23 protein-coding genes are annotated in these 25,149 nt (G+C 73.1%); 7 read left to right on the top strand and 16 right to left on the bottom strand.

Annotated features, from left to right (window positions below; all coding sequences use genetic code 11):
* Positions 1 to 6: 6 nt before the first annotated feature.
* The 4 genes from deoC to ACFVHK_RS05045 all read right to left on the bottom strand — a co-directional run bounded on the left by deoC (position 7) and on the right by ACFVHK_RS05045 (position 4,005).
* Positions 7 to 1,014: a deoxyribose-phosphate aldolase gene (deoC, locus tag ACFVHK_RS05060; RefSeq protein WP_376927884.1), complete on the bottom strand. Its 1,008-nt coding sequence runs from the start codon at positions 1,012 to 1,014 to the stop codon at positions 7 to 9.
* Between the two features lie 33 nt (positions 1,015 to 1,047).
* Positions 1,048 to 1,992, bottom strand: coding sequence for a sugar-binding transcriptional regulator (locus ACFVHK_RS05055; protein ID WP_129233973.1), 945 nt, complete (start codon positions 1,990 to 1,992; stop codon positions 1,048 to 1,050).
* A 125-nt stretch (positions 1,993 to 2,117) separates the two neighbouring features.
* Positions 2,118 to 3,332 carry an MFS transporter gene (locus ACFVHK_RS05050; RefSeq protein ID WP_376927883.1) on the bottom strand — a complete coding sequence of 405 codons (1,215 nt, stop codon included), beginning with the start codon at positions 3,330 to 3,332 and terminating at the stop codon, positions 2,118 to 2,120.
* 55 nt (positions 3,333 to 3,387) lie between these two features.
* Positions 3,388 to 4,005 (bottom strand): TetR/AcrR family transcriptional regulator, encoded by a 618-nt coding sequence (locus ACFVHK_RS05045; RefSeq protein WP_376927882.1) that lies wholly within the window; start codon positions 4,003 to 4,005, stop codon positions 3,388 to 3,390.
* 80 nt (positions 4,006 to 4,085) lie between these two features.
* Between ACFVHK_RS05045 and ACFVHK_RS05040 the strand changes: the two genes are divergently transcribed.
* The gene (locus ACFVHK_RS05040; protein WP_376927881.1) at positions 4,086 to 5,540 is read left to right on the top strand and encodes a DHA2 family efflux MFS transporter permease subunit; all 1,455 of its coding nucleotides are present in this window, start codon (positions 4,086 to 4,088) and stop codon (positions 5,538 to 5,540) included.
* Between the two features lie 98 nt (positions 5,541 to 5,638).
* Positions 5,639 to 6,316 (top strand): hypothetical protein, encoded by a 678-nt coding sequence (locus ACFVHK_RS05035; RefSeq protein ID WP_376927880.1) that lies wholly within the window; start codon positions 5,639 to 5,641, stop codon positions 6,314 to 6,316.
* Positions 6,317 to 6,352: 36 nt separating this feature from the next.
* On the opposite strand, the gene ACFVHK_RS05030 is transcribed toward ACFVHK_RS05035, so the two are convergent.
* From ACFVHK_RS05030 to truB, 4 genes are read right to left on the bottom strand one after another with little or no spacing between them, the layout of a single operon-like run.
* Positions 6,353 to 7,282: a bifunctional riboflavin kinase/FAD synthetase gene (locus tag ACFVHK_RS05030; RefSeq protein ID WP_376927879.1), complete on the bottom strand. Its 930-nt coding sequence runs from the start codon at positions 7,280 to 7,282 to the stop codon at positions 6,353 to 6,355.
* A complete protein-coding gene (locus ACFVHK_RS05025; RefSeq protein WP_376927878.1) occupies positions 7,279 to 7,767 on the bottom strand; it encodes a hypothetical protein in 489 nt (162 codons plus the stop codon). The genes ACFVHK_RS05030 and ACFVHK_RS05025 overlap by 4 nt, the downstream gene beginning before the upstream one ends.
* A 28-nt stretch (positions 7,768 to 7,795) precedes the next feature.
* Positions 7,796 to 8,164, bottom strand: a complete 369-nt coding sequence (locus ACFVHK_RS05020) for a hypothetical protein (protein WP_129235823.1) — start codon at positions 8,162 to 8,164, stop codon at positions 7,796 to 7,798.
* Complete coding sequence (gene truB / locus ACFVHK_RS05015) at positions 8,161 to 9,075, bottom strand: tRNA pseudouridine(55) synthase TruB (protein ID WP_449224249.1); 915 nt, start codon at positions 9,073 to 9,075, stop codon at positions 8,161 to 8,163. The genes ACFVHK_RS05020 and truB overlap by 4 nt, the downstream gene beginning before the upstream one ends.
* A gap of 49 nt (positions 9,076 to 9,124) precedes the next feature.
* Between truB and ACFVHK_RS05010 the strand changes: the two genes are divergently transcribed.
* Positions 9,125 to 10,132, top strand: coding sequence for a ketopantoate reductase family protein (locus ACFVHK_RS05010; RefSeq protein ID WP_376927876.1), 1,008 nt, complete (start codon positions 9,125 to 9,127; stop codon positions 10,130 to 10,132).
* Between the two features lie 70 nt (positions 10,133 to 10,202).
* Complete coding sequence (locus tag ACFVHK_RS05005) at positions 10,203 to 11,264, top strand: hypothetical protein (RefSeq protein WP_376927875.1); 1,062 nt, start codon at positions 10,203 to 10,205, stop codon at positions 11,262 to 11,264.
* 12 nt (positions 11,265 to 11,276) lie between these two features.
* On the opposite strand, the gene ACFVHK_RS05000 is transcribed toward ACFVHK_RS05005, so the two are convergent.
* Positions 11,277 to 11,945, bottom strand: a complete 669-nt coding sequence (locus ACFVHK_RS05000; RefSeq protein ID WP_376927874.1) for a hypothetical protein — start codon at positions 11,943 to 11,945, stop codon at positions 11,277 to 11,279.
* A gap of 62 nt (positions 11,946 to 12,007) precedes the next feature.
* Here ACFVHK_RS05000 and ACFVHK_RS04995 point away from each other — a divergent pair, with 62 nt between their 5' ends.
* Positions 12,008 to 12,916, top strand: coding sequence for an A/G-specific adenine glycosylase (locus tag ACFVHK_RS04995; RefSeq protein ID WP_376927873.1), 909 nt, complete (start codon positions 12,008 to 12,010; stop codon positions 12,914 to 12,916).
* Positions 12,917 to 12,967: 51 nt separating this feature from the next.
* Here ACFVHK_RS04995 and ACFVHK_RS04990 read toward each other — a convergent pair whose 3' ends face one another.
* From ACFVHK_RS04990 to nusA, 6 genes are all read right to left on the bottom strand, one after another.
* Positions 12,968 to 14,368, bottom strand: coding sequence for an adenylate/guanylate cyclase domain-containing protein (locus ACFVHK_RS04990; protein WP_376927872.1), 1,401 nt, complete (start codon positions 14,366 to 14,368; stop codon positions 12,968 to 12,970).
* A complete protein-coding gene (locus ACFVHK_RS04985; RefSeq protein WP_376927871.1) occupies positions 14,365 to 16,194 on the bottom strand; it encodes an FAD-dependent oxidoreductase in 1,830 nt (609 codons plus the stop codon). Before ACFVHK_RS04985 ends, ACFVHK_RS04990 begins: the two co-directional genes overlap by 4 nt.
* A 156-nt stretch (positions 16,195 to 16,350) precedes the next feature.
* A complete protein-coding gene (gene rbfA, locus ACFVHK_RS04980; protein ID WP_376927870.1) occupies positions 16,351 to 16,818 on the bottom strand; it encodes a 30S ribosome-binding factor RbfA in 468 nt (155 codons plus the stop codon).
* A gap of 129 nt (positions 16,819 to 16,947) precedes the next feature.
* Positions 16,948 to 19,746, bottom strand: a complete 2,799-nt coding sequence (gene infB, locus ACFVHK_RS04975; RefSeq protein ID WP_376927869.1) for a translation initiation factor IF-2 — start codon at positions 19,744 to 19,746, stop codon at positions 16,948 to 16,950.
* Between the two features lie 88 nt (positions 19,747 to 19,834).
* Entirely contained in the window at positions 19,835 to 20,080 is a 246-nt protein-coding gene (locus tag ACFVHK_RS04970; RefSeq protein ID WP_376927868.1) for a YlxR family protein, read from the bottom strand.
* A gap of 54 nt (positions 20,081 to 20,134) precedes the next feature.
* Entirely contained in the window at positions 20,135 to 21,133 is a 999-nt protein-coding gene (gene nusA / locus ACFVHK_RS04965) for a transcription termination factor NusA (RefSeq protein WP_376927867.1), read from the bottom strand.
* Positions 21,134 to 21,318: 185 nt separating this feature from the next.
* On the opposite strand from nusA, the gene ACFVHK_RS04960 reads away from it, so the two are divergent.
* Positions 21,319 to 22,824, top strand: a complete 1,506-nt coding sequence (locus ACFVHK_RS04960) for an alanine/glycine:cation symporter family protein (RefSeq protein ID WP_129235334.1) — start codon at positions 21,319 to 21,321, stop codon at positions 22,822 to 22,824.
* Between the two features lie 18 nt (positions 22,825 to 22,842).
* On the opposite strand, the gene ACFVHK_RS04955 is transcribed toward ACFVHK_RS04960, so the two are convergent.
* A complete protein-coding gene (locus tag ACFVHK_RS04955; protein WP_376927866.1) occupies positions 22,843 to 23,397 on the bottom strand; it encodes a helix-turn-helix domain-containing protein in 555 nt (184 codons plus the stop codon).
* A 121-nt stretch (positions 23,398 to 23,518) separates the two neighbouring features.
* Between ACFVHK_RS04955 and ACFVHK_RS04950 the strand changes: the two genes are divergently transcribed.
* Positions 23,519 to 25,135 carry a flavin monoamine oxidase family protein gene (locus tag ACFVHK_RS04950; protein ID WP_376927865.1) on the top strand — a complete coding sequence of 539 codons (1,617 nt, stop codon included), beginning with the start codon at positions 23,519 to 23,521 and terminating at the stop codon, positions 25,133 to 25,135.
* Positions 25,136 to 25,149: the final 14 nt, after the last annotated feature.

The following is a 25,149-nucleotide window of genomic DNA, read 5'->3' as shown; positions in this document are numbered from 1 at the left end:
CTCGTCTCAGTCGATCGTCACGTAGTCGGCGCCGGAGTAGTGGCCGGTCGCCATCTTCTGGCGCTGCAGCAGCACGTCGTTCAGCAGGCTGGAGGCGCCGAACCGGAACAGGTGCGGCTGGAGCCACTCCTCGCCCACGGTCTCGGCGACCGTCACGAGGTACTTGATGGCGTCCTTCGAGGTGCGGATGCCGCCCGCGGGCTTGACGCCGATGCGCTGGCCGGTCATCAGGTGCCAGTCGCGCACGACCTCGAGCATGAGGAGGGTGACGGGCAGCGTCGCGGCGGGCTGCACCTTGCCGGTCGAGGTCTTGATGAAGTCGCCGCCGGCGAGGATCGACAGCCACGATGCGCGGCGGACGTTGTCGTACGTGACGAGCTCGCCGGTCTCGAGGATCACCTTGAGGCTCGCGCTCGTGCCGTCGGGGCGCCGGCACGCCTCCTTCACTGCGGCGATCTGGTCGAACACGAGGCCGTAGCGGCCCGCGAGGAAGGCGCCGCGGTCGATGACCATGTCGATCTCGTCGGCGCCGTTCGCAACGGCCTCGGCCGTGTCGGCCAGCTTGATCTCGAGCGAGGAGCGACCGGACGGGAACGCGGTCGCGACGGCCGCGACCGAGATGAGGCCGTCGTCGGGGTCGCCGTGGACCGAGCCCAGGGCGTCCACCGCGTACGGCACCATGTCGCCGTAGACGCAGACGGCCGCGACGCGGGGCGTCGTGGCATCCGCCGGGTCTGGGTTCATCGCCTTGGCGACGAGCGAGCGCACCTTGCCGGGGGTGTCGGCGCCCTCGAGCGTCGTCAGGTCGACGAGGGAGATGATGCGGTCGAGCGCCCACTTCTTGGAGGACGTCTTGATGGAACGCGTGCCGAGGCCCGCGGCGCGCTGCTCGAGGCCGACGGCGTCGACGCCCGCGATGCCGTGGAGGTACCTGCGGAGCGTGGCGTCGTCGGGCTCGCCGCCGAGGACGGCGAGCGCGCGCTCGCGCGCGGTGACGAGGGAGGTGCCGGACATGGTGGGTGACCTGTCTTTCGTGGTGCGGCCGGATCAGCCGTCGAGGAGGTGGAGTGCCGTGGCCTCGTCGGTGACGAGGACGGAGCAGAGGCCGGAGCGCACGACCGCGTCGGCGACGGCGTGCTTGCTCCGCCCGGCGATCACGGCGATGCGGAGGCGCCCGTCGCGGACGTCGTCGAGCGTGAGTCCGACGGTCCGCGCATCGAGTGCGGGGTCGACGATGTTGCCCTCCGAGTCGATGTAGCGGCCGACGACGTCGCCCACGGCGCCCTTCTGGACGAGCAGGTCGACGTCGGCCTCGGTGAGGTAGCCGCTCTCGATGTGGACCGAGGTGTGATCGGCGGGGCCCGCGCTGAACAGGTACGCGTCGGCGGACCGTGCCAGCTCGATGACGCCTGCGACGACGCGATCGGACTCGATCGCCTCCTTCGTCGCGAGGTGCTCGAGGATCGCGGGGCTGGGAAGCAGGGTGGCGCTGCCGCCGCCCTTCTGGGCGATGGCCACCGCGGTCGCCGCGGCGGTGCCCGCGCGGCGGTTCAGGCTCACGCCGCCGTTGATCTGGACGACGTTGACGCCGGTCGCCCAGCCGTTGCGGAGGTGCTGGGAGATCTCGAACAGGGTGCGGCCCCAGCTGACGCCGAGCGTGCGCGGCACGGGCCGGAGCGCCGTGAGGTAGTCGGCCGCGGCCTGGGCGGTGCGCGCCTGCAGTTCGTCGGGCGACGCGACGCCGGCCGACGAGACGACGATCGCGTCCTCGAGGCCGCGCTCCTCGCGGAGTCGCCGTTCGATCGGCAGTCGCCGGGCGCGCGGATGCAGGATCTCGATGCGGATGAAGCCCTGCTGCTTCGCCTGGGCGAGCAGCCGGCCCACCTTCCAGCGCGTGAGCCGGAGTGCCTGGCCGATCTCGTCCTGCGTCTTGTTCTCCTCGTAGTAGAGCTCTGCCGCGCGGATCGAGAGGAGTTCGTCGGTCTCGTCCATTCGTCTCCTTCCGCCACGTCCAGCGTAGGCAGCCGATCGCGCATCGGCAACACTCGCGTGTAAGTCTGCTCATATGAGCACACTCGACCGAATCACCCGCCCGGATGCGGCATCCGCCGCACGCGTCATCCGACCTGCTCGTCCTCGAGGAACCGCGGACGCGCGACGACCAGCCCGGCCGCGAGCGCCGGGACGGCGGTCGCGAGCAGCACGAGCATCGGCGCGGTCCAGGAACCGGTGCCCGAGTGGAGCAGGCCCACGACGACCGGCCCGAACGCGACGGCGAGGTACCCGACGGACTGCACGAATCCGCTGAGCGCCACCGAACCGGCGTGCGTGCGGGTGCGGAGGTTCACGAGCACGAGCGAGAGCGGGAAGAGCAGCGGGCCCGTGCCCGCGAGGGCGACCCACAGCCAGGTGGCGACGCCGGGTGCGACGAGCAGGCCGGTCCATCCCGCGGCGATCGCGACCGCCGCGACGCCAACCATGGCGCGGACCCGGCCCGGCCTGGTCGCCAGCCTCGGGACCACCAGCGAGACGGGCAGGCCCATGGCGGCGTAGAGCGCCAGCAGCGCGCCGGCCGCGGCCGGGCTCGTCCCCGCGGTGTCCGCGAGCATCGCCGGCAGCCACGCGAACACCGCGTAGGCGTTGAACCCGGCGACCGCGAACACCGTCGCCATCGCCCACGCGAGCGGCGACCGGAAGGCGTGGCGGAGCAGGGCCGGCCGGGCCTCCTCGGGCAGCGCCGCCGGTGCCGATCGGCGCGGATGCACCAGCAGCACGACCCACGGCACGATCGCCGCGAGCGCGACGACGGCCCAGATCTCGAACGAGGCGCGCCAGCCCGCGGCGTCCGCGACCGGGACGGCCACGAGCGGCGGCACGAACGTGCTCACCGCGAGCGCCGTCACGTACAGGGAGGTCACGAGCCCGATGCGATCCGGGAAGTACCGCTTCACGAGGGGCGGCAGCAGCACGTTGCCCACCCCGACCGCCGCGAAGGTCAGGGTGCTCGCCGCGAGCAGCCACCAGGCAGAGCCCGCGAGCCCCCGCCCGACACTGCCGAGCACGAGGGCGACGAGTGCCGCGACGAGCACCGGCTCGAGCCCGAACCGGCGCGTGACGACAGGCGTCGCGATGCCGAACACCGCGTAGCAGAGCGGCGGCAGCATGCCGATGACGCCGACGAACGCCGTCGAGACCGGGATGTCGCGCTCGACGAGGTCGAGGATCGGCGAGAGCGACGCGACCGCGGTGCGCAGGTTGAACGCGACGAGCAGGATCCCGAGCAGCGCGAGGGTGCGACCGTGCCAGAGCGGCCTCGTCGCCTCGGGACCCATCAGCCGAGTCTCGGCACGCGCCCACCGCCCGCCCGGGAGGGCAGCGGCCGGATCATCAGGCGGACGCCCGCTCGAGCACCTCGGCGACGTGGGCCCCGAAGGTGCAGTCCATGAACTCGGCCGCATCGCGATCGCGCTTGGCCGCGAGGCCCACGCCCGAGGCGAGCAGGGTGTTGATGAGCATCCCGTCGGCCAGGAACCGGTGGATCTGATCCGGCGTGAACCCCGCCTCGTCACGGAGCATGCGGAACACCTGCAGGAAGCCGTCCCGCGCGACCGGCCCGATCACGGGGTCGGAGCCCATCATGAAGCCGTGGAGCAGCGTGAGCAGCGTTCCGCGGTCCTCGACCAGCTCGAGGTAGGCCTCGCCGAGTCGTGCCTCGCGGGCCTCTCCGTCGCCGTCGCCACCCGCATCCGCCCCGGCGTCCGCCTCGGCGAGCGCGGAGCGGAAGGCCGCGAGGAGCCGCGCGAGGGTGCGGCGCAGCGTCTCGATGAAGAGCTGCTCCTTGGTGCCGAAGAGCCTGACGACGTAGGGCTGGCTGATGCCGGCCGCCCGAGCCACGCGGTCGGTCGTCGCCCCCGCGTATCCGAGCTCGCCGAAGACGGTCGTGGCGGCCGCGAGGATCTGCTCGCGACGCTCGTCGGCCGGGATTCGCTCGGATCGTGGCGTCATGCTTGACATGTTATCAGTCGATAACTACATTGCGTGGTTGTAATCATTCGATTACTTCAATCCAGCGAAACGAGCTCCTGATGCCATCACCACGCCGGGCCCCCGTCTGGCTCATCCTCCTCGCGACGTCCCTGCCGATGTTCATGGCGTCGCTCGACAACCTCGTCATCACCAACGCCCTCCCGGTCATGGCCGCCGACCTCGGCGCCGGTATCGAGGAGCTGCAGTGGTTCCTGAACGCCTTCACCCTCGCCTTCGCGACGTTCATCCTCCCCGCGGCAGCGCTTGGGGACCGGCTCGGCCGCCGCACCGTCTTCCTCGCCGGCATCGCCGTCTTCACGGCCGCGAGCGTGCTCACGGCGCTCAGCACCGAGCCGTGGATGGTCATCGGCGCCCGCGCCCTCCAGGGCCTCGGCGCCGCCGCGATCATGCCGCTCTCGCTCACGCTCGTCGCCGGCGCGGTGCCGGCGCACCGGCGTCCGCTGGCGATCGGCATCTGGGGCGGTGTCTCCGGCCTCGGCGTCGCACTCGGGCCGCTCGTCGGCGGCGCCGTCATCGAGGGCTGGAACTGGCAGGCCATCTTCTGGATCAACGTGCCGATCGGCATCGTGGCGTTCCTCCTCGCCCGCCTCGTCCTCGACGACGTGCGGGGCGAGCGCCGACCGATCGACGTCCTCGGCGTCGGCCTCGCGGGCGTCGGCGTGCTCGGCCTCGTGTTCGGCATCGTCCGCGGCAACGAAGCGGGCTGGACCAGCGCCGAGGTGCTGCTCCCCCTGGTCACCGGGGCGGTGCTGCTCGTCGCCTTCCTGCTGTGGGAGGCGCGCGCGAACGCGCCCGTGCTGCCGCTGTCGCTCTTCCGCGACCGGAGCTTCAGCGTCGCGAACGCGGTCGGGTTCACCTTCAGCTTCGGCGTCTTCGGGGCGATCTTCCTGCTCGTGCAGTTCCTGCAGGTCGTCCAGGGGCGCAGCGCGCTCGAGGCGGGCCTGATGACGATGCCGTGGACCCTGGCGCCCATGTTCGTCGCACCCCTGGCCGGCCTGCTCGCCCCGCGCATCGGCACGCGCGCCCTGATGGTCGCCGGGCTCACGGCGCAGGCGACGGCGATGTTCTGGATCGCCGCCACCCTCAGCGAGGACGTCGCGTACCCGGCCCTCGTCCCGGCGTTCGCACTCGCCGGCATCGGCATGGGCCTCGTGTTCGCGCCGATGGCGACGGCGGTGCTCGCCAGGATGCCCGAGCGCGACCACGCGAAGGCCTCCGGCACGAACTCCACGCTCCGCGAGATCGGCGGCGCACTCGGCGTCGCGGCGCTCACCGCGGTCTTCACGGGCGCCGGCGGCGCGCTCACGCCGACGGCGTACGTCGACGCCGCGATCCCCGCGGTCGCGACCGGCGCGGCCGTGCTCGCCGTCGCAGCCGTGCTCGCCGTGCTCCTGCCCGCCGGGCGCGCCGAGAGCCCGGTCGCGCCGGCGCCCGTCGCAGGCCGGCCGTCGACCGGACGGCCGGCCACCGCACCGGTGCCGGTCGCCGGGTGACGGTCGCGCCGGGCGCAGGCCGTCCGTCGCCGCGCCCGGGAGCGACGGACGGCCTGCGTCGGCGAACCGATCCCGCGGGCCGCGTCTAGGCTGGTCGCGTGGCCGACCTCTCGCGCTATCTGCCGCTCAGCCGACGCACCGACGTGGACGAGTCCGGGGTGACGGCGGACCGTCGCGCCGAGACCGCCGAGGTGCTGCGAGCGCTCGCCGCCGCGCTGCGCGACGGCGGCGACGCCCTCTGGACGGCGCCGACCGAGCGTCCGGGCTGGCACGTCGACGAGGTCGCCGCCGAGCTCGCGAACGGGTTCGACCGGAGCCGTTCGCGGCGCGCGCTCGATGCGGCCGGCAGGCTCGTCCGCGGCGGCGAGGCCCGCCGCCTCGAGGAACTCCCCCGCCTCGACGGCCCGTCGGCCGCCGCCGACGCGCTGGACGCCCGCGCCGACCGCATCCTGGCGCGCGAGCACCCGACGGCGATCGTCGAACTCGACGACGCCGTCGTCGCGGCTCTCCTCGTCGGCGGCGCCGCCGGCACCGTCCTCCCCCTCTCGGCCCGGGCTTCGGGCGCCGTCGCGCTGCGCCGCGCCGCAGCGGCGCCGACCGAGATCCGGGCCGTGATCGCGGGGCACACGCTCCGGGCGACGGATGCCGCATGGGAGTTCGGCCACGGCACTCCGCTCGTCGACACGGCGAACGGGATGCTGCGGTTCCTCACGGGCATCGGGACCGTGGCGCCGCACCCGCCGACCGACCGCGATCGGCCGACCCCGCGGCCCTAGCGGTCCCGCGGCCCGGCGGCCCGGCGCCGACCGGGCTCAGCCGACGAGCTCGCGTGCCGTGTCGACGTCGCGGCCCATCTGGACGACGAGCGCGTCGATGCCGTCGAACTTCTCCATGCCGCGGATGCGGTGGGCGAACTCGACGCCGACCACGTGGTCGTAGAGGTCGAGGTCGCGATCGAGCACGTAGGCCTCGACCTGCTTCTTGGGCACCCCTTCGAAGGTGGGATTGTCGCCGACCGAGATCGCGGCGGGATACCGCACCCCGCCGTCGATGAGCCAGCCCGCGTAGACGCCGTCGCCCGGGACGAACCCCTCGGAGTCGAGCGCGAGGTTGGCCGTCGGATAGCCGAGCTCGCGACCGCGCTTGAAGCCGTGCACCACGATCCCGCTCACGGTCGGCACGTGGCCGAGCAGCTCGGCGGCGTGCTCGACGTCGCCCGCCTCGAGCAGCTCGCGGATCCAGGTCGACGACACGCGGCGGCCGCCCTCGGGCACCACGTCCTCGACGACGACCACGTCGAAGCCGTGCTCCAGGCCCTGGCGACGGAGGAGCTCGACGTCGCCCTCGTTGCCCGCGCCGTACCGGAAGTCGTGGCCGACGAGCAGCACCCGCGCATCGAGCGCGTCGACCAGGAATCGGCGCACGAACGCTTCGGCGGAGTTCGAGGCGAGCGCGCCGTCGTAGTGCAGCAGTACCGTCGCGTCGAGGCCGGTCGTCGCGAGCAGCTCGAGCTTCTGCCGCGTGCTCACGAGCTGCGGCGGACAGCGGTCGGGTGCGTGGAAGGCCGCCGGATGGCGGTCGAACGTGATCGCGACCGTGTCGAGGTGTCGCGACTCGGCGATCTCGCGCAGCTTCGCGATCACGGCGCGATGGCCCTGGTGCACGCCGTCGAACTTGCCGATCGTCACGGCGGACGGACCGTAGTGGGCGGGGACCGACTCGATCCCCGCGAACGTCCTCACGCGCGCCCCTCGGCGTCGACCGCGGTCCGCGGCGCGTCGCCGCGGGCGTCGGCCCCGGCATCCTGCACCGGATGCCGCGCGAGCCACCACATGCCGAGCGGCGGCAGCACGAGCGGGATGAACAGGTACCCGCGACCGAACCACGACCACACCGTGTCGTGCGGGAACAGGTCGGGCCGGAGGACGCTGAGCAGCCCCACCACGATCACGCCCGTGAACTCGAACACGATCGTCGCCCAGGCGACCCCGTACCACGCGCGACCGGGCATCACGAGTGCGACCGTCGCGAGGATGTAGACGACGGCGGCGAGCGCGGAGAGCGCGTAGGCGACGGGCGCCTCGTCGAACTTCTCGATGATCTGCACCAGCGAGCGCCCGGTCGCCGCGAGCGCGAGCACGCCGTAGACGGCGACCAGCACCCGGCCGATGCCGCTGAGTCGCCCCCGGCGACGCGCGTCGGCAGGGGCGGTGGATGTCTCGTTCATGTCGTTCTCGATTCTCCCAGACCGAGCCTCACGCCTGCTGCACGGTCCAGATCTGCAGCATGCGGTAGACCATGACCGCGACCGCGAGCGCCGCGACGCCGCACACGACGGTCGCCCAGCGGCCCCGGTCGATGAGGGCCCAGAGCGCCGCCGCGGGCGGCAGGAGCACGGCGCTGACGAGGTAGACCCAGAACTCCAGCAGGCTGCCCGTCGGCGGGTTGCCGACGGCGGGAGCGACGAGCGCCGTGACGACCTGGCCGATGAGCAGCAGTTCGACGAGCGCGAGCGATCCGAGGACGAGGTCGTTCGGCACCCGGCCGGCGAGGCCGAGCACGATGCCCAGCAGTCCGGCGACGACCGCCACCGCGATCTGCGCGTAGGCGAACCACTCGATCATGCGCCCTCCTCGGCGGGGAACCCGGTGACGACCTTGAGCTGCGGTCCGCGGCGCTCGACGATCGCGACGAGCACGTCGCCCGGCCCGACGGCGGCCATCGGCGTGCCGCCGGGGAGGGCCGAGGCCGCCTCGCCCGCGGCGATGCGCTTGCCGTGGCGCAGGTCGCGCACGGCGTCGGCGTCGACCTCGACGGCGGGGAGCACGCGCCGGGCGGCCTCCGCCGGCGCGAGTCGCGCCGCGGCGACGTCGATTCCCTCGAGCGAGCCGGCCTCGGCGACGTCGAACCGGCCGATGCGCGTTCGACGGAGCGCGGTGAGGTGCCCGCCGACGCCGAGCGCGGCGCCGAGGTCTCGCGCGAGCGCGCGCACGTAGGTGCCCGACGAGCATGCGACGCGCACGTCGAGGTCGAGCCATCCGGCACCCTCGCGCACGTCGAGCAGCTCGAACGCCGACACGGTCACGGTCCGGGCGGCGAGCTCGACGGCCTCGCCGTCGCGCACGCGCTGGTAGGCGCGCTTGCCGTCGACCTTGACGGCGCTGACGGCGCTCGGGACCTGGTCGATCGTGCCGGTGAGCTCCGCCATCCCGGCCTCGACGGCCGCGCGCGCGATCGCGGCGACGGCCTCGGCGGATGCCGCGGGCAGCGCCTCGCCCTCGGCGTCGTCGGTCGTCGTGCCCCAGCCGAGGCGCACGGTCGCCAGGTACTCCTTGTCGAGTCCGACGAGGTGGTGGAGGAGCCTCGTCGACGTCTCGATCCCGAGCAGGAGCAGCCCGGTGGCCATCGGGTCGAGCGTGCCGGCGTGGCCGACCTTGCGGGTCCCGGCGAGGCGCCGGACGCGGGCGACGACGTCGTGGCTGGTCATCCCCTGCGGCTTGTCGACGAGGAGGATGCCGCTGTTCACGCCGTACAGGCTAACAGCGCGGACCGCCCGCACCGGTCGGTCGCCCTACGCTGGACCGGTGAGGATCGGCATCATCGGCGCGGGCGCGCTCGGCGGCACCTTCGCCGCGCTGCTCGAGCGTTCGGGACACGACGTGGAGGTGACGGCTCGCGGCGCGGGCCTCGAGGCGATCCGCGAGGGCGGCATCCGGCTGTCGGGCGGGTACGGCGACGCGCACGTGCATCCGGCGGCCGGCGAGCGCCTGACCGCGCGGCCCGACCTGGTGCTCGTGTGCACCAAGGCGCAGGATGCCGCGGCGGCGATCGTCGCCAACGGCGCCGTGATCGACGGGGTGCCCGTCGTGGTGGTGCAGAACGGCCTCGACGGCGTCGCGACGGCCGAGCGGCTCCTCCCCCGCTCGACGTGCATGGGCATGCTCTCGATCATCGCGGCGAACTACACCGAACCCGGTTCGGTGCGGGTCACCACGACCGCGGCGAGCTACCTCGGCCGGGGCGACGGTGCGCCCGACGACGAGGTGCGGCGCGTCGCGTCGCTCATCTCCGCGGCCGTGCCCGTCGTCGCGGTCTCCAACTTCCGCGGCGCGCAGTGGACCAAGCTCGTCGTCAACATGCTGAACGCGGTCCCCGCGATCGTCGGTCGGAGCGTGCAGGACGTGGTGGACGACCCGGCGCTGCGGCGCGTGGTCGCGGCGTCGATGCGCGAGTGCGTGCGCGTCGGGATCGTCCGCGGCATCCGCTTCGGCTCGCTGCAGGGGCTCGGCGATCGGCGCCTGCGCGCGTTCGCGCGGCTGCCGCTCGGGCTCGCGCAGGTGCTGCCGTGGTCGATGCGCGTGCGGATGGGATCGGTGCCGAACCTCGGCTCGACGCAGCAGAGCCTCCGGCGCGGGCAGCCGACCGAGGTGGACTTCCTCAACGGGGCGGTCGTCCGCGAGGCGGAGGCGGCCGGAATCGACGCCCCCGTGAACCGCGCACTGACCGCGCTCGTGCACGAGGTCGAGGAAGCGGGCGCGCCGCTGCCGGCCGAACGCGTCGTCGCGGTCCTGCACGAGGTCGGCGCGGACTGAGGCGTCGACGCCGCGCCGCCGCTAGGGTGCCACTGCACCCGACCTGGACGACCGAGCGAAGCGAGCCGCCGTGGAACCCGACGACACCGCCACCGAACCACGTGAGGCCGAGCGCGAGACCCGCGACCCGGAGGAGGGCGCGGCAGCCGCCGCCCCGCCCCGCCCGCTCCGTTGGTGGCTGTGCCTGCTCATCGGCGCCGCGGCCGGGGCCGTCGGCCTGCTGCCGTGGCTCCTCGACGGGATGCGGCTGCCGCTGCAGAACCTCTGGGCGACGGATGCCCAGCCCGACGAGTACCCGCTCGCGCTGCTGCCGTTCAGCCAGTACTTCCTGACGCGCATCGCCGCGTTGCTCATCGTCGGCGCCGCGATCGCGGGCATCGCCGCGCGAGCGACGCGGTCGCGGCAGCGTCGGTCCGGCGTCGCCTGGATGCTGGTCGGGCTCCTCGCGGTGCAGGTCACGGCCGTCGTGCAGAGCACGATGGTCGTGCGCGGGGGACTCGAGGACCGGTTCGAGTCCGACCTGTACCTCGCGGCGCTCGTCGCCGTCGCGGTGCTCGCGAACCTCATCGGCGTCGCCGTCATGATCCTCGTCGGCGCCGCGCCGCGCGCCGGCGCCGTCATCGGGCTCGCCGTCGCCGCGGTGCTGTCCTCGTCCTGGCTGGGCGGGCTCGTCCTTCCCGATCCCGCGGTCGGCGGGCCGGCCCCGGAACCCGTGCTGTTCGTGCTCCGGTGGCTGCCCGCCGTGCTCGTCGGCGCCGCCATCGCGTGGGGCGGGATCGGCACCGTCGGCCGCGTCATCGCCGCCGTCGTCGCGCTCGCCGTGCTCTGGATCGGCCCGGCGCTCATCACGGCGGTCTCGAACGCCGCCGGCAGCCGGGTCCTGGCGCGCCGCCCCGACGAGATGATCGAGTACGCCGTGGGCGTGTTCCGGTCGGCGTCGACGCTTCCCGAGCTCGTCGTGCCGCCGCTCGTCGTCGCGGTCGTGGTCGCCGTGGGCGGGCTGGTCGGCCGGCTCGTCGTGCGGCGGAGGCGGTCCTCGACGCCCGAACCGTCCGCACCGCCCGGCGACGCGTCGCAGTCCGTGCCGGATGGTGGCGGAGCATCCGCCCCACCGCCGTCGAAGGCCGGGTGACGAGGCCCCGCGTCAGTCGGCGTCGGGCCGCGCGCCGGCCGCTTCCGCCCACGCCTCGTCGGCCGGGCCGTCCCCGTCGCCGGCGCCACCCGCCGCACCGCGGCGCGGATGCGCGGGGTCGGCGAGGTCGATGACGATGGACGCGACCGCCCTCGGGTCGCTCGACGCGTAGGCGATGCGGTCCGCGGCGTCCGCGGGCTGGCCGTCGATCGCGATCGCGACGTCCCACTCGTCGTGCAGGCGCTCGCGCAGCAGGAAGCGACCGTCGAGGACGAGGATCGCGTCGGCGGGTCCGCTGCGCCACTTCGGCTCGACCCAGGCATCCCGCGCGAGATCGAAGCCGCGTGTGACGAACGCCGTCGACCCGGCCATGCGGAACGGCTCGACGAGCGTGCGCTGCAGGAGCGACTCGTCGATGCCGAATCGCCAGTAGCGCTCGGGCGTGTCCGGCCCGTACTCCGCCTGGGCCTCGCGCGATCGGTGGAAGTCCTCCGCGCTCGCCCGGAACACCGCGCGGTCGCGCTCCCTCAGGACGTCGGCGAGGTCGTCGCCGAGCTCGGTCTTGCCGCTCCGGAGCGGGCCGTCGATCGCGACGATCACCCGCCCCCGGCCCGTGCGGGCGAGGAACTCGTCGGCGACCTCGCGGAGGAACGCCACCCGGGGCGTGGTGACCAGGCGCATGCTCCGAGCGTACGTCCCCCGCCTCGGCCGCGTCGACCGACCGGCCGCCGTACGCTGGACGGATGCCGACCCTCGCCCGACCCGCGGACGACGCGCCCACCGAGGCGATCGCCGAGGCGGTGAACCGGTGGTTCGCCACGGCCGCCCGGCCGCTGCCCTGGCGCGCCGCGGACGTCTCGCCGTGGGCGGTGCTCGTCAGCGAGTTCATGCTGCAGCAGACCCAGGTCGCGCGCGTGCAGCCGCGCTGGGAGGAGTGGATGCGTCGCTGGCCGACGCCCGCGGACCTCGCAGCCGCACCTCCGGCCGAGGCCGTGCGCATGTGGGATCGGCTCGGATACCCGCGCCGCGCGCTGTGGCTGCACCGCGCCGCCACCGAGATCGTGGAGCGCCACGGCGGCGACGTGCCGCGGGAGCTCGATGCGCTCCTCGCCCTGCAGGGCATCGGGCCGTACACGGCGCGTGCGATCGCGGCCTTCGCCTTCGGCGAGCGGCACCCCGTCGTCGACACGAACACGCGCCGGGTGATCGCCCGCGCCGTCGACGGCGTCGCCGAGGCCGGACCGCCGGCGACCCGGCGCGACCTCGACGCGATGGACGCGCTCCTGCCCGACGACCCCGCCGCGGCGCGGGTGTTCAACGCCGGCGCCATGGAGCTCGGAGCCACCGTGTGCACCGCGCGGGCCCCGCGCTGCGACGACTGCCCGATCGCTCCGGACTGCGCGTGGCGCGCCGCGCGCTACCCCGCCTACGACGGGCCACGCCGCGCGCGGCAGGCCCGTTTCGCCGGCAGCGACCGCGAGGCCCGAGGGCTCGTCATGCGCGAGCTGCGCGCCGCCCACCGCCCGGTCCCCGAGGACGAGCTCGTCCGCGTCGTCGCGGACCGGGACCGGCTGGTGCGGGCCGTCGACGGGCTCGTCGCCGACGGCCTGGCGGCCCGCGTCGACGGCGGACTCGCGCTGCCTGAGGCCTGACCCGAGGACCGGCCGGTTCGCCGGCGATCGCCGCGGTGCGGACCCGCGCCGCTACTCCGCGTCGAGCCCGATGAGCTCGAACGCCTCGACCGGCGCCCGGCGACCCTTCACCGTGAGGGCGCCGAGGGGCCGGAGCACGGCCGACCCGCCGAGGAGCCGTGCGGTCTCCGCGCCGATCGCGACCCCGCCGACCGGAGCCGAGCCCTCGAGGCGTGAGGCCACGTTCACGGCGTCGCCGATCACGGTGTAGGTGCGCCCGCCGCCCGTGCCCAGGATGCCGACGTTCGCCACGCCCGAGTTCACCCCGACCCGGAACCGCGGCCAGTCCGGATGGTCGGCCTGCACCGCGACCGCGGCCTCCTGGAGTGCGAGCGCCGCGCCCGCCGCCCGGCTCGCGTGCGATGCGGCCGACCCGGCATCCTCGAACACGACCATGACCGCGTCCCCGATCAGCCGGTCCACGCGGCCTCCGAACCGCTCCACGAGGGGCGGGATCACGTCGCTGAAGTACGCGTTCAGCGTCGCGGTGACCTCGGCCGGGTCGTGCGCCTCCGAGAAGCTCGTGAATCCGGCCAGGTCGGCGAAGAGCACCGACACCTCGCGCTCGCCCGCCGCGGTGTCGCGCGTGTAGAGGCCCGACCAGCGCTCCTCCCGCCACGACCGCTGCGCCGCGATCACGATGAGCACGAACGCGGCGAGCATGAGCACGTGCCACTCCCACCACGACAGGTGCCAGTTGCGGCCGAACACGACCGCGATCTCGGCCTCGGCGAGGAGGGTGAACGCTGCGGCGAATGCGAGCGGCAGCGGCGACGCGGCGTGCCGGGGCATCCGGAAGTACCTGACGACCGCCACGGCGTAGCAGGCGAGGCCGACGACCGCGAGCACGACGAACGGGCCCGTCATGCGTTCGGGCGGCGGGGCGGCGAGGGGCCCGACCTCGAGCAGCGATGCGGCCGCCCAGAGCAGCATCACCCCGACGAGCGCGCCCACGAGCCACGGGGCCAGCCGCAGCACCCGGGTGCCGTGCGCCCCGTCGAGGTCGGCGCTCGACCAGGCCGCGAACACCGCGGCGATCGTGAGGCCGACCGGGGTGGCGAGCGCGAACCCGGTGTTGCTGCCCGAGAGGAGCACGCCCGGCGTGGCGAGCGCGTGGAGCGCGAGGAATCCGGCCGCGGCGAGGAACGACAGCGACACGAGCACCAGGCGCGCGTCGTGGCGCAGCCTCGCCGCGGCGGCGACCGCCCACGCGAGCGCGGCGTTGATGGCGCCGGCGGCGAGCACCAGCCAGAAGTGCGTCGGCTGGTGCTCCCACTCGAGGTCGAGCGCAGGCCGGGCGATGAGCAGGGCGAGACCCGCGAGCGGGATCGCGAGGATCGCGATGGTCCAGAAGACGCGCCCGGCGGTCGGCGGCGGTGCCGTCGGGCCGGTGCCGGGCGCGAGGTCGGTCACGGCCCGGACGCCTCCGCGCCGTGTCTCGCCGGCTCGGCCGTTCCCGCATGCGGGGGCGGGGGCGCCTGCGGGGGTGCGGTCGCCGGCGGAACCGCGGGCAGGGTCGCCGCGATCGGCGCCGCCGCGATCGGCGGCTCGACCGCGCCGGTCTCCACCTCGGCGATGCGCCGGTGCACCGACGACACCACGACCGAGCCCTCGCCCACCGCCGAGGCGACGCGCTTGACCGAACCGCGACGGGCGTCGCCGACGGCGAACACGCCGGGCACGCTCGTCTCGTGCGGGAACGGCTCGCGCTCGAGGGGCCAGTTCGCCCGTTCCCCCTCGGCGACGACCTCCGGCCCCGTGAGCACGTATCCCCACCGATCGCGCAGGATCTCCGGCGGCAGCCACTCGGTGCGCGGCGCCGCGCCGATCAGCACGAAGAGCCCGCCGCACTCCACGTCGCGCTCCTCCCCCGTGTCGCGATCCCGCACGCGGATGCGCTCCAGCACGCCGTCGCCGCCCCCGCCGACGACCTCGGCCCGCGTGCGCACGGCGACGCCCTGCGCGACGAGCTGGTCGATGAGGTACTGCGACATGCTGGCGGCCAGCCCCGTACCGCGCACGAGGACCGTGACGGATGCCGCATAGCGAGACAGGTGCAGCGCCGCCTGACCTGCCGAGTTGCCGCCGCCGATGATCGTGACGTGCCGCCCCGCCATGCCCTGCGCCTCGATCGCCGAGGCCCCGTAGTACACGCCGGCGCCCTCGAACGGCTTCAGCTCGTCGACGTCGAGACGTCGGTACGACACCCCGGTCGCGAGCACGATCGACGAGCAGCGGATGCAGTCCTCGGGCGCGACGCGCACGCGGAACCCGTCGCCGTCGCGCTCGATGCCGACCGCCTCGCGCGCGTGCGCGAAGCGCGCGCCGAACACCCACGCCTGCTGGTACGCCCGCTGTGCGAGCTCCGAACCCGAGATGCCGCGCGAGAAACCGAGGTAGTTGCGGATCAGCGAGCTCGAGCCGGCCTGTCCGCCGATCGACTCCCGCTCGACGACGAGGACGTCCAGGCCCTCGGATGCCGCATAGACCGCCGCGGCGAGCCCTCCGGGTCCGGCGCCGACCACGACCACGTCGGCCTCCCCGTCGAGCGTCGTCGTGAGCCCGTAGGCGGCCGCCAGCTCGGCGTTGCCCGGGTCGCGCAGCATCCGGCCGTCCAGCAGCAGCACGACGGGGACGTCGGGCACCTCGCCCTCGACGCCGACCGCCGCCAGCCGTTCGCGCGCGGCATCCGAGCCGGGCTCGAGCCACTCGTGCGGGATGCCGCCCCGGGCGAGGAGGCTCCGGAGTTCGTGCGTGCGCGGCAGGCCGGCCTTCCCGATCACCGCGACCTCCCTGGGCCGCAGGCCGATCGAGCGCTCCCATTCGAGGAGGAACTCGGTGATCGTGCGGTGGAAGTACTCGTCGGGCGAGTGCCACGGGCGGATCACGTAGTACTCCAGCTCGGCTGCGGCCATGAGCGAGAGGATCTCCTCGCGCACGGCGGCATCGCCCCACTGCCCCCACTCGATGAGGCGTCCGCGTCGGACGTCGGGGAATCGGCGTCGAGCGTGCGAGAAGACGGTCCGCCCGTCGAGGTCGCCCGCGCGGTCGGCGAGGATGAGCGCGAGCAGGCCGCCCTCGTCGGCGAGTGCGTCGATGCGTTCGGCGGCCTCCTGCTCATGGTGCGCGGCCATGACGTCGTAGTCGTTGCGGTAGCGGCGCTCGAGTTCGGTGACCACGGAGGTGCGCGCGCCGACGTCCCGTGCGACCACGAGGATGACCGGTCGTGCGCTCGTCATGCCAACTCCTCCTGTCGACACGCCGGCACCACCCATTCGGGTCGTCGACCGGGTACCGCCGACGCCCGCAGTGTACCCGGGCGTCGCGGCCCACGACAGGGCCGTGCGACCATCGGCGTGGCGTGCGGAACCGCACGACGGCGGATGCGTGCGCGATCAGCGCGCCGCGGACTCCTCGCCGACCTCGTCCTCGTCCTCGTCGAGGTCGCGCGGGGTGAGGTAGGGGTCGGCGTCGCCCGCGTACTGCGCGCCGGCCGCGAGCGCCGAGGTCTCGGCGTCGCGCTCGCGCGCCTCGCGGAGCAGCTCCTCGATGTGCTGGGCGTTCTCGGGGATCGCGTCCGCGATGAACTCGAGCGTCGGGGTCAGTCGGGCCGTGATGTTGCGCCCCACCTCGGTGCGGAGCATGCCGGTGGCGGCCTTCAGCGCGAGCGCCGAGTCGCGGCGCTCCTCGTCGGTGCCGTACACGGTGTAGAAGATGCTGGCGTGCTGGAGGTCGCCCGTGACGCGGACGTCGGTGATCGTGACGAACCCGAGGCGCGGGTCGCGAAGACCCTTGTCGAGGCGACGCGCCACGATCTCCTTGATGCGGTCGGCCAGCTTCCTGGCCCGCTGCGGATCGGCCATGATGGCCTGCCTTTCCGTTCCGCTCCGGATGCCGCGGCTGCGGCGTCGCCCGGTGCGGTCCCTTCGGTTCTGGTGGAGGGGTCGGGGCCCCGCTCATCGCGTCGACGAACGGGGCCCCGCACCGAGGGCCTAGGCCCGCGGCTTCTCGCGCATCTCGATGGTCTCGATCTCGTCGCCGACCTGGATGTCGTTGTACTTGCCGAGGCCGATGCCCGCCTCGAAGTCCGTGCGGACCTCGGTGACATCGTCCTTGAACCGGCGGAGCGACTCGATCGCGAGGTTGTCGCCGACCACGACGCCGTCGCGGATGACGCGTGCCTTGGCGTTTCGCGTGATCGTTCCCGACCGCACGATGACACCGGCGATGTTGCCGAACTTCGAGGAGCGGAACACCTCGCGGATCTCGGCGACACCCGACTGCACCTCTTCGAACTCGGGCTTGAGCATGCCCTTCAGCGAGTTCTCGATGTCGTCGATCGCGTTGTAGATGACGTTGTAGAAGCGCACGTCGACACCCTCACGGGCGGCGCGCTCGCGCGCCTTCACGTCGGGGCGGACGTTGAACCCGATGACGATCGCGTTGTCGATCGTCGCCAGGTCGATGTCGCTCTCGGTGACGGCACCCACGCCGCGGTGGAGGATGCGCAGCTGGACCGAGTCGTCGACCTCGATCTTCATCAGCGACTCCTCGAGCGCCTCCACGGCACCCGACACGTCGCCCTTGATGATGAGGTTGAGCGCCTCGACCTTGCCCTCCTCGAGGGCACGCGTGAAGTCCTCGAGCGAGATGCGCTTGCGGGCCTTGGCCAGCTGCGCGTTGCGCTCGGCGGCCTCGCGCTTCTCGGCGATCTGGCGGGCCGTGCGGTCCTCCTCGGTGACGAGGAAGGTGTCACCGGCGCGCGGGACGCTCGAGAGGCCCTGCACCTGGACCGGACGCGACGGGGTCGCCGCGGCGACCGCGTCGCCGTTCTCGTCCGTCATCGCGCGGACGCGGCCGTAGGCCGTGCCCGCGACGATCGCGTCGCCGACCTTCAGCGTGCCCGACTGGATGAGCACGGTCGCCACGGCGCCGCGCCCCTTGTCGAGCTTCGCCTCGATGGCCACGCCGCGCGCGTCCTTGTCGGGGTTGGCGCGCAGGTCGAGACCGGCGTCGGCGGTGAGGAGCACCGCGTCGAGCAGGTCCTGGATGCCGATGTCGTTCTTCGCCGACACGTCGACGAACAGCACGTCGCCGCCGTACTCCTCGGCCACGAGGCCGAACTCGGTGAGCTGCTGGCGCACCTTGGCGGGGTTGGCGTCGGGCTTGTCGATCTTGTTCACCGCGACCACGACCGGCACATTGGCCGACTGGGCGTGGTTCAGCGCCTCGATCGTCTGCGGCATGATGCCGTCGTCGGCCGCGACCACGAGGATCGCGATGTCGGTCACCTGCGCACCACGGGCACGCATGGCGGTGAACGCCTCGTGACCCGGGGTGTCGATGAAGGTGATCGCGCGGTCGATCCCGTCGTGCTCGGTGTGCACCTGGTACGCACCGATGTGCTGGGTGATGCCGCCGGCCTCGCCTGCGACGACGTTCGCGTTGCGGATGGCGTCGAGCAGTCGCGTCTTACCGTGGTCGACGTGGCCCATGACGGTGACCACCGGAGGACGCTGCTGGAGGTCCTCGTCGGTCTCGTCCTCGAGCTCCTGGTCGAGGTCGATGTCGAAGCCCTCGAGCAGCTCGCGGTCCTCGTCCTCGGGCGAGACGACCTGGATCTTGTAGCCGAGCTCGGCGCCGAGCACCTCGAAGGTGGCCTCGTCGAGCGACTCCGTCGCGGTCGCCATCTCACCGAGGTGGAACAGCACCGTGACGAGCGAACCGGGGTTCGCGTCGATCTTGTCGGCGAAGTCGGAGATCGAGGCGCCGCGGCGCAGGCGGATGACGGTGCTGCCGTCGCCGCGCGGGACGCTCACGCCGCCGAGCGACGGGGCCTCCCGCATCTCGAATTCCTGCCGCTTCGTCCGCTTGGACTTGCGGGCCTTGCTCTTGCCGCCGCCGCGACCGAAGGCACCCGCGGTGCCGCCGCCGGGGCCGCGACCGCGGCCGCCGCCTCCACCGGGGCGCGGGCCGCCGAAGCCGCCGCCGGGCGCACCGCCCGGACGGAACCCGCCGCCGGCGCCGCCGGGACGCGGACCGCCGCCACCGCCGCCGCCGGGGCGCTGGAAGCCACCGGGACGACCGCCGCCACCGCCGCCGCCCGGACGCGGTGCGCCGGGGCGCGGCGAACCGGGACGCGGGGGCTGGGGCCGCGGGATGTTGCCCGGGGTCGGGCGCTGGCCCATGCCCTGCGAGCTCGAGAACGGGTTGTTGCCCGGACGCGGCTGGCTCGGACGCTGGCCCATGCCCTGGGAGCTCGAGTAGGGGTTGTTGCCGGGGCGCGGGGCTCCGGGGCGGGGACCGCCGGAGCGCGGGGCGCTCTGGCCGGGCTTCGGCGCACCGGGGCGCGCGACGTCGGCCTGCTTCGGCGCGCCGGGCTTCGGCGCGGAACCGGGGCGCGGCGCCGACGGCGCTGCGGTCTCGGCGGATGCCGCCGGGGCGGGCGCCTTCTCGGGCGTGGTCTTCTCGGCGGCCGCGGCCGCGGCGCGCTTCTCGGCCTCGGCCTGGCGCTCGGCGACGCTCATGGGAGCTTCGGCCGGCGGCGCTGCCTCGGGCTTCGGTGCCGGCTTGGGGCCGGGCTTCGCGCCGGCGGGCTTGGGCGCCGCTGCCGGCTTGCTCGCCGCGCCGGCGCCCTCGAGGGCGGCCCGGAGGCGACGTGCGACGGGGGGTTCGATCGAGGACGACGGGCCCTTGACGTATTCGCCCATCTCCTTCAGCTTCTCGAGCGCGACCTTGCTGTCGACGCCGAGCTCGCTGGCGATCTCGTGTACGCGTGGTTTGGCAGCCACTTTTCTCCTGTTCCGGGTCCGACCCCGGGACAGGGGCGGACCATCAATGGCGGACGGGTCTCATTTCGAGCCGCTCATGAGTTGTCCATTAGCCGTTCAGCCTGTTCTCTACTTCGGAAGTGTCCAGCTCGCCGCTCACGCGAAGCGCGCGCCCGAAGGCGCGCCGTCGCTGGGCGAGTCGGAAGCACTCGGGCGTCGGATGCAGCCACGCGCCGCGCCCGGGGAGCACCGCCGACGTATCGACGACGACTCTGGTGTGCTGGGCGACGACCCTCAGAAGTGAGGACCGCGGGGCGCGCGAACGGCATCCGATGCACGTTCTGACCGGACCCATCCTACACCTCCACGCTGGGCGTCTTCCGACCGCTGCCCGGGCGGTCGGCGAGCCTCACGCCTGGTCGAGGATCGAATCCGGCTGGATGTCGATCTTCGCGCCGGTGAGCTTGGCCGCGAGGCGGGCGTTCTGGCCCTCCTTGCCGATGGCGAGCGAGAGCTGGTAGTCGGGGACCAGGGCCCGCACGGCGCGGGTGCCCTCGTCGATCACGTAGGCGCTCGTCACCTTGGCCGGCGACAACGCCGACGCCACGAACGTGGACAGGTCCTCGTTCCAGTCGACGATGTCGATCTTCTCGCTGCCGAGCTCGGCGGTGACCGCGCGCACGCGCTGCCCGAGCTCGCCGATGCAGGCGCCCTTCGCGTTCACGCCGGGCTGGTTCGCCCGGACCGCGATCTTCGTCCGGTGACCGGCCTCGCGCGCGAGCGAGACGATCTCGACGACGCCGGAGGCGATCTCCGGCACCTCGAGGGCGAAGAGCTTGCGGACGAGCGCGGGGTGGGTGCGCGAGACCGTGATCGACGGCCCCTTCGCGCCCTTGGCGACGCTCGTCACGTAGACGCGGATCCGCTGGCCGTGCGGGTACTCCTCGCCGGGCACCTGCTCCTCGGGCGGCAGGATCGCCTCGACGGTGCCGAGGTCGATGTGCACCATGCGGGGGTTCGGGCCCTGCTGGATGATGCCCGCGACGATGTCGCCCTCGCGACCGCGGAACTCGCCGAGGACGGCGTCATCCGCGATGTCGCGCAGGCGCTGGTTGATGACCTGCTTCGCGGCGAAGGCGGCGATGCGGCCGAAGTCGCTCGGGGAGTCCTCGGCCTCGCCGACGACGTTCCCCTCCTCGTCGTACTCGGGGACGAAGACCGAGACGTGGCCGGTCTTCCGGTCGAGGTGCGCGCGTGCGCCCTTCGGGTTCGCGTGGCCGTGCTGGCCGGGGTTGGTGTGCTTGAGGTAGGCCATCAGGATCGCCTGCTCGATGATCTGCACCAGTTCGTCGAACGGGATCTCCTTCTCGCGCTCCATCATTCGGAGCACGCTGAGGTCGATGTCCATTACGGCCTCCTCTATTCAGCTCTCGGTCCGCCCTCCCCTCTCGGGCGGAACACTCAAGCGTACCGGATGACGCGGGCTCCGTCCGCACGCGCCGACGACGTCGCCTCGACCGCGACCACGCCGATCCACACGCCGATCCAGCCGGGTTCCCGAGGTTCCCTCGCAGCGGCTGGCATGCTTGCGGGATGGACGCGCTCAACGACCTCGTGCTCGCCGCGGGCGACACGCTCTGGACCTGGATCGTGCTGCCCGTCGTGGTGCTGCTCGGCCTCTACTTCACGGTGCGCTCCGGCGTCGTGCAGTTCCGACTCATCCCCGAGATGTTCCGGACCCTCACCGACAAGACCCCGCGCGACGAGTCGGGCGAGCCGCAGTCGGTCTCCGCATTCCAGGCGTTCACGATCTCCGCGGCTTCGCGCGTGGGCGTCGGCAACATCGCGGGCGTCGGCACCGCGATCGCGATCGGCGGGCCCGGCGCGATCTTCTGGATGTGGCTCATGGCCTTCATCGGCGGCGCCAGCGCGTTCGTCGAGTCGAGCCTCGGGCAGCTCTTCAAGGTGCGCGACAAGGACGGCTTCCGCGGCGGACCGGCGTACTACATCGAGCGCGGCCTCAAGGCCCGATGGGCCGGCATCCTCTTCGCGGTCATCCTGATCGTCTGCTTCCCGTTCGCGTTCTCGTCGCTGCAGGCGAACACGATCAGCGCGTCGCTGACCGGGGCGGTCGCGCCCGACGGCGGCGCCGAGTGGATCGCATGGGTCGCCGGGGCGGTGCTCGCCGTGCTCACCGGGCTCGTCGTCTTCGGCGGCGTGCGCCGCATCGCGCACGTCACGCAGGCCGTGGTCCCGCTGATGGCGCTGCTGTACCTCCTGGTCGGGCTCATCATCGTCGCGATGAACATCACGCGCCTGCCCGAGGTGTTCGCCTCGATCTTCACCGAGGCGTTCGGCTTCAACGAGGTGGTCGGGGCGACGCTCGGCACGATCATCCTCACGGGCGTCAAGCGCGGCATGTTCTCGAACGAGGCGGGCCTCGGCTCGGCGCCGAACGCCGGCGCGAGCGCCGCGGTCACGCACCCGGTCAAGCAGGGACTCGTGCAGACGCTCGGCGTCTACTTCGACACGTTCCTCGTGTGCACCATCACGGCGTTCATCATCCTCGTCTCGAACCCCGACCTCGCGGGCGCGGAACGCGGCATCGGCCTCACGCAGGACGCGATGGTCGCGAACCTCGGGCCGTGGGCGAGCATCCTGCTCACGATCGTCGTGTTCCTGCTCGCGTTCAGCTCGATCCTCGGCAACTACTACTACGGCGAGTCGAACATCGAGTTCATCTCGCCGAAGCCGTGGCTGCTCACGACCTACCGCTCGCTCGTCGTCGTTGCGATCTTCGTCGGCTCGGTCGCCGCATCCGACCTCGTCTGGAACACGGCCGACGGGGTCATGGGCCTCATGGCGATCGTGAACCTCATCGCAATCGCCCTGCTCTCGGGCATCGCGTTCCGGCTGCTCCGCGACTACACGAGCCAGCGACGGCAGGGGCGCGATCCCGTGTTCACGCGCGACCTGCTCCCGGACGTCTCGGGCATCGAGTGCTGGGTCGACGAACGTTCGGTCACCGGCCCGATCGACGTGTCGACCTCGAGGCACCAGGCCGAGAAGCACCGCGACCACCTGCACCACGAGGACTGAGCCGCAGCGCGACGCTGCTCACTCGGGCGTCGGCGGCGAGTTCACCCAGACGAGCTCGGCGCCTTCGTCCGCGGTGTTCGCGACCCGGTGCGGCGTGCTGCTCGCGAACACGATGCTGTCGCCCGGGCCGAGCTCGTAGACCTCGTCGCCGAGTTCGACGCGGACGTCGCCGCGCGTCACGAGGATGACCTCCTCGGAGTCGCCGTGGCGATACTGCCGCGGCCCCGTCGATCCCCCGGGCTCGATCGTGACGGCGTACATCTCGACGTGCCCGTGGGGCGGTTCGGTGAGGAACCACTTCACCATGCCGTCGCTCGCGGAGAACCTGCGGCGTTGCCCGGCGCGCACGACCCGGCCCGCGGGGACCGGCCCCGGGGCCACGAGGTCGCCGAGCGACACGCCGAGCGCGTCCGCGAGGCGCCGGAGCGTCGCGACGCTCGCGTTCGCGCGGCCGGTCTCGAGCTGGCTCAGGAAGCCCGAGGTGACCCCGACCTGTGCGCCGAGGGCGCGCTGCGACATCCGCCTCGCCGTGCGGTACCGGCGGACCTGCTCGCCGACGCCCTCATCGCCCACCGCCGTCACCCCCGCGGCCCGGACAGGTGTTGACGCCGGGCATGGATTGCTGCTCAATAGCACTAAGCAACATGTTAAGCAGCACTCCTCCCCCACTGCACCGGATTGCGAGGCTCTCATCATGGCAGGACGAATGGGCACCACCCCCACGTCGGCGCGCATCGGACGCATCATCCGCGCACACGCCGAATCCGATCGCACGGGCGTTCCCGTCGAGGACGTGCTCGGCCGCGCGGACGACGGCCCGCCCGGCATCTCGAGGCGCACGCTGCTCCGCGGCGGCGCGGCCATCGGCGCCGGCGCCGCGCTCGCGATGGCCGGCCCCGCCCACGCGGCGAGCGCAGCGAAGCCCCCCGCACCCCGCGTCGCCATCGTCGGCGCGGGACTCGCCGGCCTGCGCGCCGCGCACTGGCTGTGGCGGGTCAAGGGCATCGCCTCGACCGTCTACGAAGCGGACTCGCGGGCCGGCGGCCGGTGCTGGTCGCTGCGCGACCACTTCTCGAACGGCTTCGTCGTCGAGCACGGCGGCGCGCTCATCAACACCGACCACAATGCCACCCGCAACCTCGCCTCGAACCTCGGCCTGAGCCTGGACGTCGTCGCCGGCGGCAGCTACCAGGGCTGGGAGGACAAGTACTGGATCGACGGCGTCGACTACCCGTACGACGACGCGAACGAGGACTGGGGCGCCGTCTACCAGGCCTTCAAGGCCGACCTCGCGGCCGCGCCGTACTGCCAGACCTACGACGTGCAGACGGCGGCGGGGGTCGCGCTCGACCGCATGACCGTCGACGAGTGGCTGCAGCAGAAGGTCCCCGGCGGGCTCGCGAGCCCGTTCGCCAAGCTCATGCAGTCGAACGTCATGGCCGAGTACGGCCTCGAACCGCACGAGCAGTCGGCGCTCAACCTCGTCTACCTGCTCGGCTGGAACTCGCAGAACAGCCTCGCGCCCGTGAACGGCGCCGATGAGAAGTACACCGTCCGCGGGGGCAACGACCTGCTGGTCTCGCGGATGATCGACCAGCTCCCGGCCGGGACGGTGCAGTACGGCAGGGAGCTCGTCGCGGTCGCGCAACTCGCGAACGGCACGGTCCGGCTGAGCTTCCGCTCGGGCAACTCGACCATCGACGTCGTCGCCGATCGCGCGATCCTGGCGCTGCCGTTCACGACGCTCAAGGACTGCGACCTGTCCCAGTCGGGATTCTCGGCGCTGAAGCGCCGTGCGATCGCCGAGGTGGGCCTCGGCGCGAACTCGAAGATCCACGTCGAGCTCTCGCGCCGCCCCTGGGTCGAGCAGGGCTACGGCGGCGCGGCGTACACGAACAAGGAGGGCTTCCAGTGCGGCTGGGACGACACGGCCGACCAGCCGCTGCCCGCGGGGGTGTTCAACTTCTTCCCGGCCGGTGACCAGGTCAAGGCCTGGAAGGGCGACCCGTTCGGCGTGGCCCCCACCGCGCAGGTGAACTCCTACCTCGCACAGCTCGAGCCGATCTTCCCCGGCGTCACCGCGGCGTACACGGGCCGCTCGTACCGCGACGCCTGGTGGGCCAACCCGTGGTCGAAGGGCGCCTACACCTGCCAGCGTCCCGGCCAGTACACCGAGCTGTTCGGCGTCGCCGCGGTGCCGGAGGGCAACGTGCACTTCGCGGGCGAGCACACCAGCGTCTACTACTTCGGCTTCCTGAACGGCGCCGTCGAGTCGGGCGAGCGTGCGGCGAAGGCGGTCGCGCTCTCCTGAGTCGGCGAGTGCCG

The sequence above is a fragment of the Agromyces binzhouensis genome (assembly GCF_042672355.1).
Taxonomy (GTDB): domain Bacteria; phylum Actinomycetota; class Actinomycetes; order Actinomycetales; family Microbacteriaceae; genus Agromyces; species Agromyces binzhouensis.
The sequence above is the reverse complement of the archived record's forward strand: the minus strand, read 5'-3'. Positions and strand labels throughout refer to the sequence as shown.

Excerpts from the sequence above, each read along its gene's own strand:
- deoC (WP_376927884.1), bottom strand. The coding sequence starts at position 1,014 with ATGTCCGGCACCTCCCTCGTCACCGCGCGCGAGCGCGCGCTCGCCGTC.
- ACFVHK_RS05055 (WP_129233973.1), bottom strand. The coding sequence starts at position 1,992 with ATGGACGAGACCGACGAACTCCTCTCGATCCGCGCGGCAGAGCTCTAC.
- ACFVHK_RS05050 (WP_376927883.1), bottom strand. The coding sequence starts at position 3,332 with ATGGGTCCCGAGGCGACGAGGCCGCTCTGGCACGGTCGCACCCTCGCG.
- ACFVHK_RS05045 (WP_376927882.1), bottom strand. The coding sequence starts at position 4,005 with ATGACGCCACGATCCGAGCGAATCCCGGCCGACGAGCGTCGCGAGCAG.
- ACFVHK_RS05040 (WP_376927881.1), top strand. The coding sequence starts at position 4,086 with ATGCCATCACCACGCCGGGCCCCCGTCTGGCTCATCCTCCTCGCGACG.
- ACFVHK_RS05025 (WP_376927878.1), bottom strand. The coding sequence starts at position 7,767 with ATGAACGAGACATCCACCGCCCCTGCCGACGCGCGTCGCCGGGGGCGA.
- ACFVHK_RS05020 (WP_129235823.1), bottom strand. The coding sequence starts at position 8,164 with ATGATCGAGTGGTTCGCCTACGCGCAGATCGCGGTGGCGGTCGTCGCC.
- ACFVHK_RS05000 (WP_376927874.1), bottom strand. The coding sequence starts at position 11,945 with ATGCGCCTGGTCACCACGCCCCGGGTGGCGTTCCTCCGCGAGGTCGCC.
- ACFVHK_RS04995 (WP_376927873.1), top strand. The coding sequence starts at position 12,008 with ATGCCGACCCTCGCCCGACCCGCGGACGACGCGCCCACCGAGGCGATC.
- ACFVHK_RS04985 (WP_376927871.1), bottom strand. The coding sequence starts at position 16,194 with ATGACGAGCGCACGACCGGTCATCCTCGTGGTCGCACGGGACGTCGGC.
- rbfA (WP_376927870.1), bottom strand. The coding sequence starts at position 16,818 with ATGGCCGATCCGCAGCGGGCCAGGAAGCTGGCCGACCGCATCAAGGAG.
- ACFVHK_RS04970 (WP_376927868.1), bottom strand. The coding sequence starts at position 20,080 with ATGGGTCCGGTCAGAACGTGCATCGGATGCCGTTCGCGCGCCCCGCGG.
- nusA (WP_376927867.1), bottom strand. The coding sequence starts at position 21,133 with ATGGACATCGACCTCAGCGTGCTCCGAATGATGGAGCGCGAGAAGGAG.
- ACFVHK_RS04960 (WP_129235334.1), top strand. The coding sequence starts at position 21,319 with ATGGACGCGCTCAACGACCTCGTGCTCGCCGCGGGCGACACGCTCTGG.
- ACFVHK_RS04950 (WP_376927865.1), top strand. The coding sequence starts at position 23,519 with ATGGCAGGACGAATGGGCACCACCCCCACGTCGGCGCGCATCGGACGC.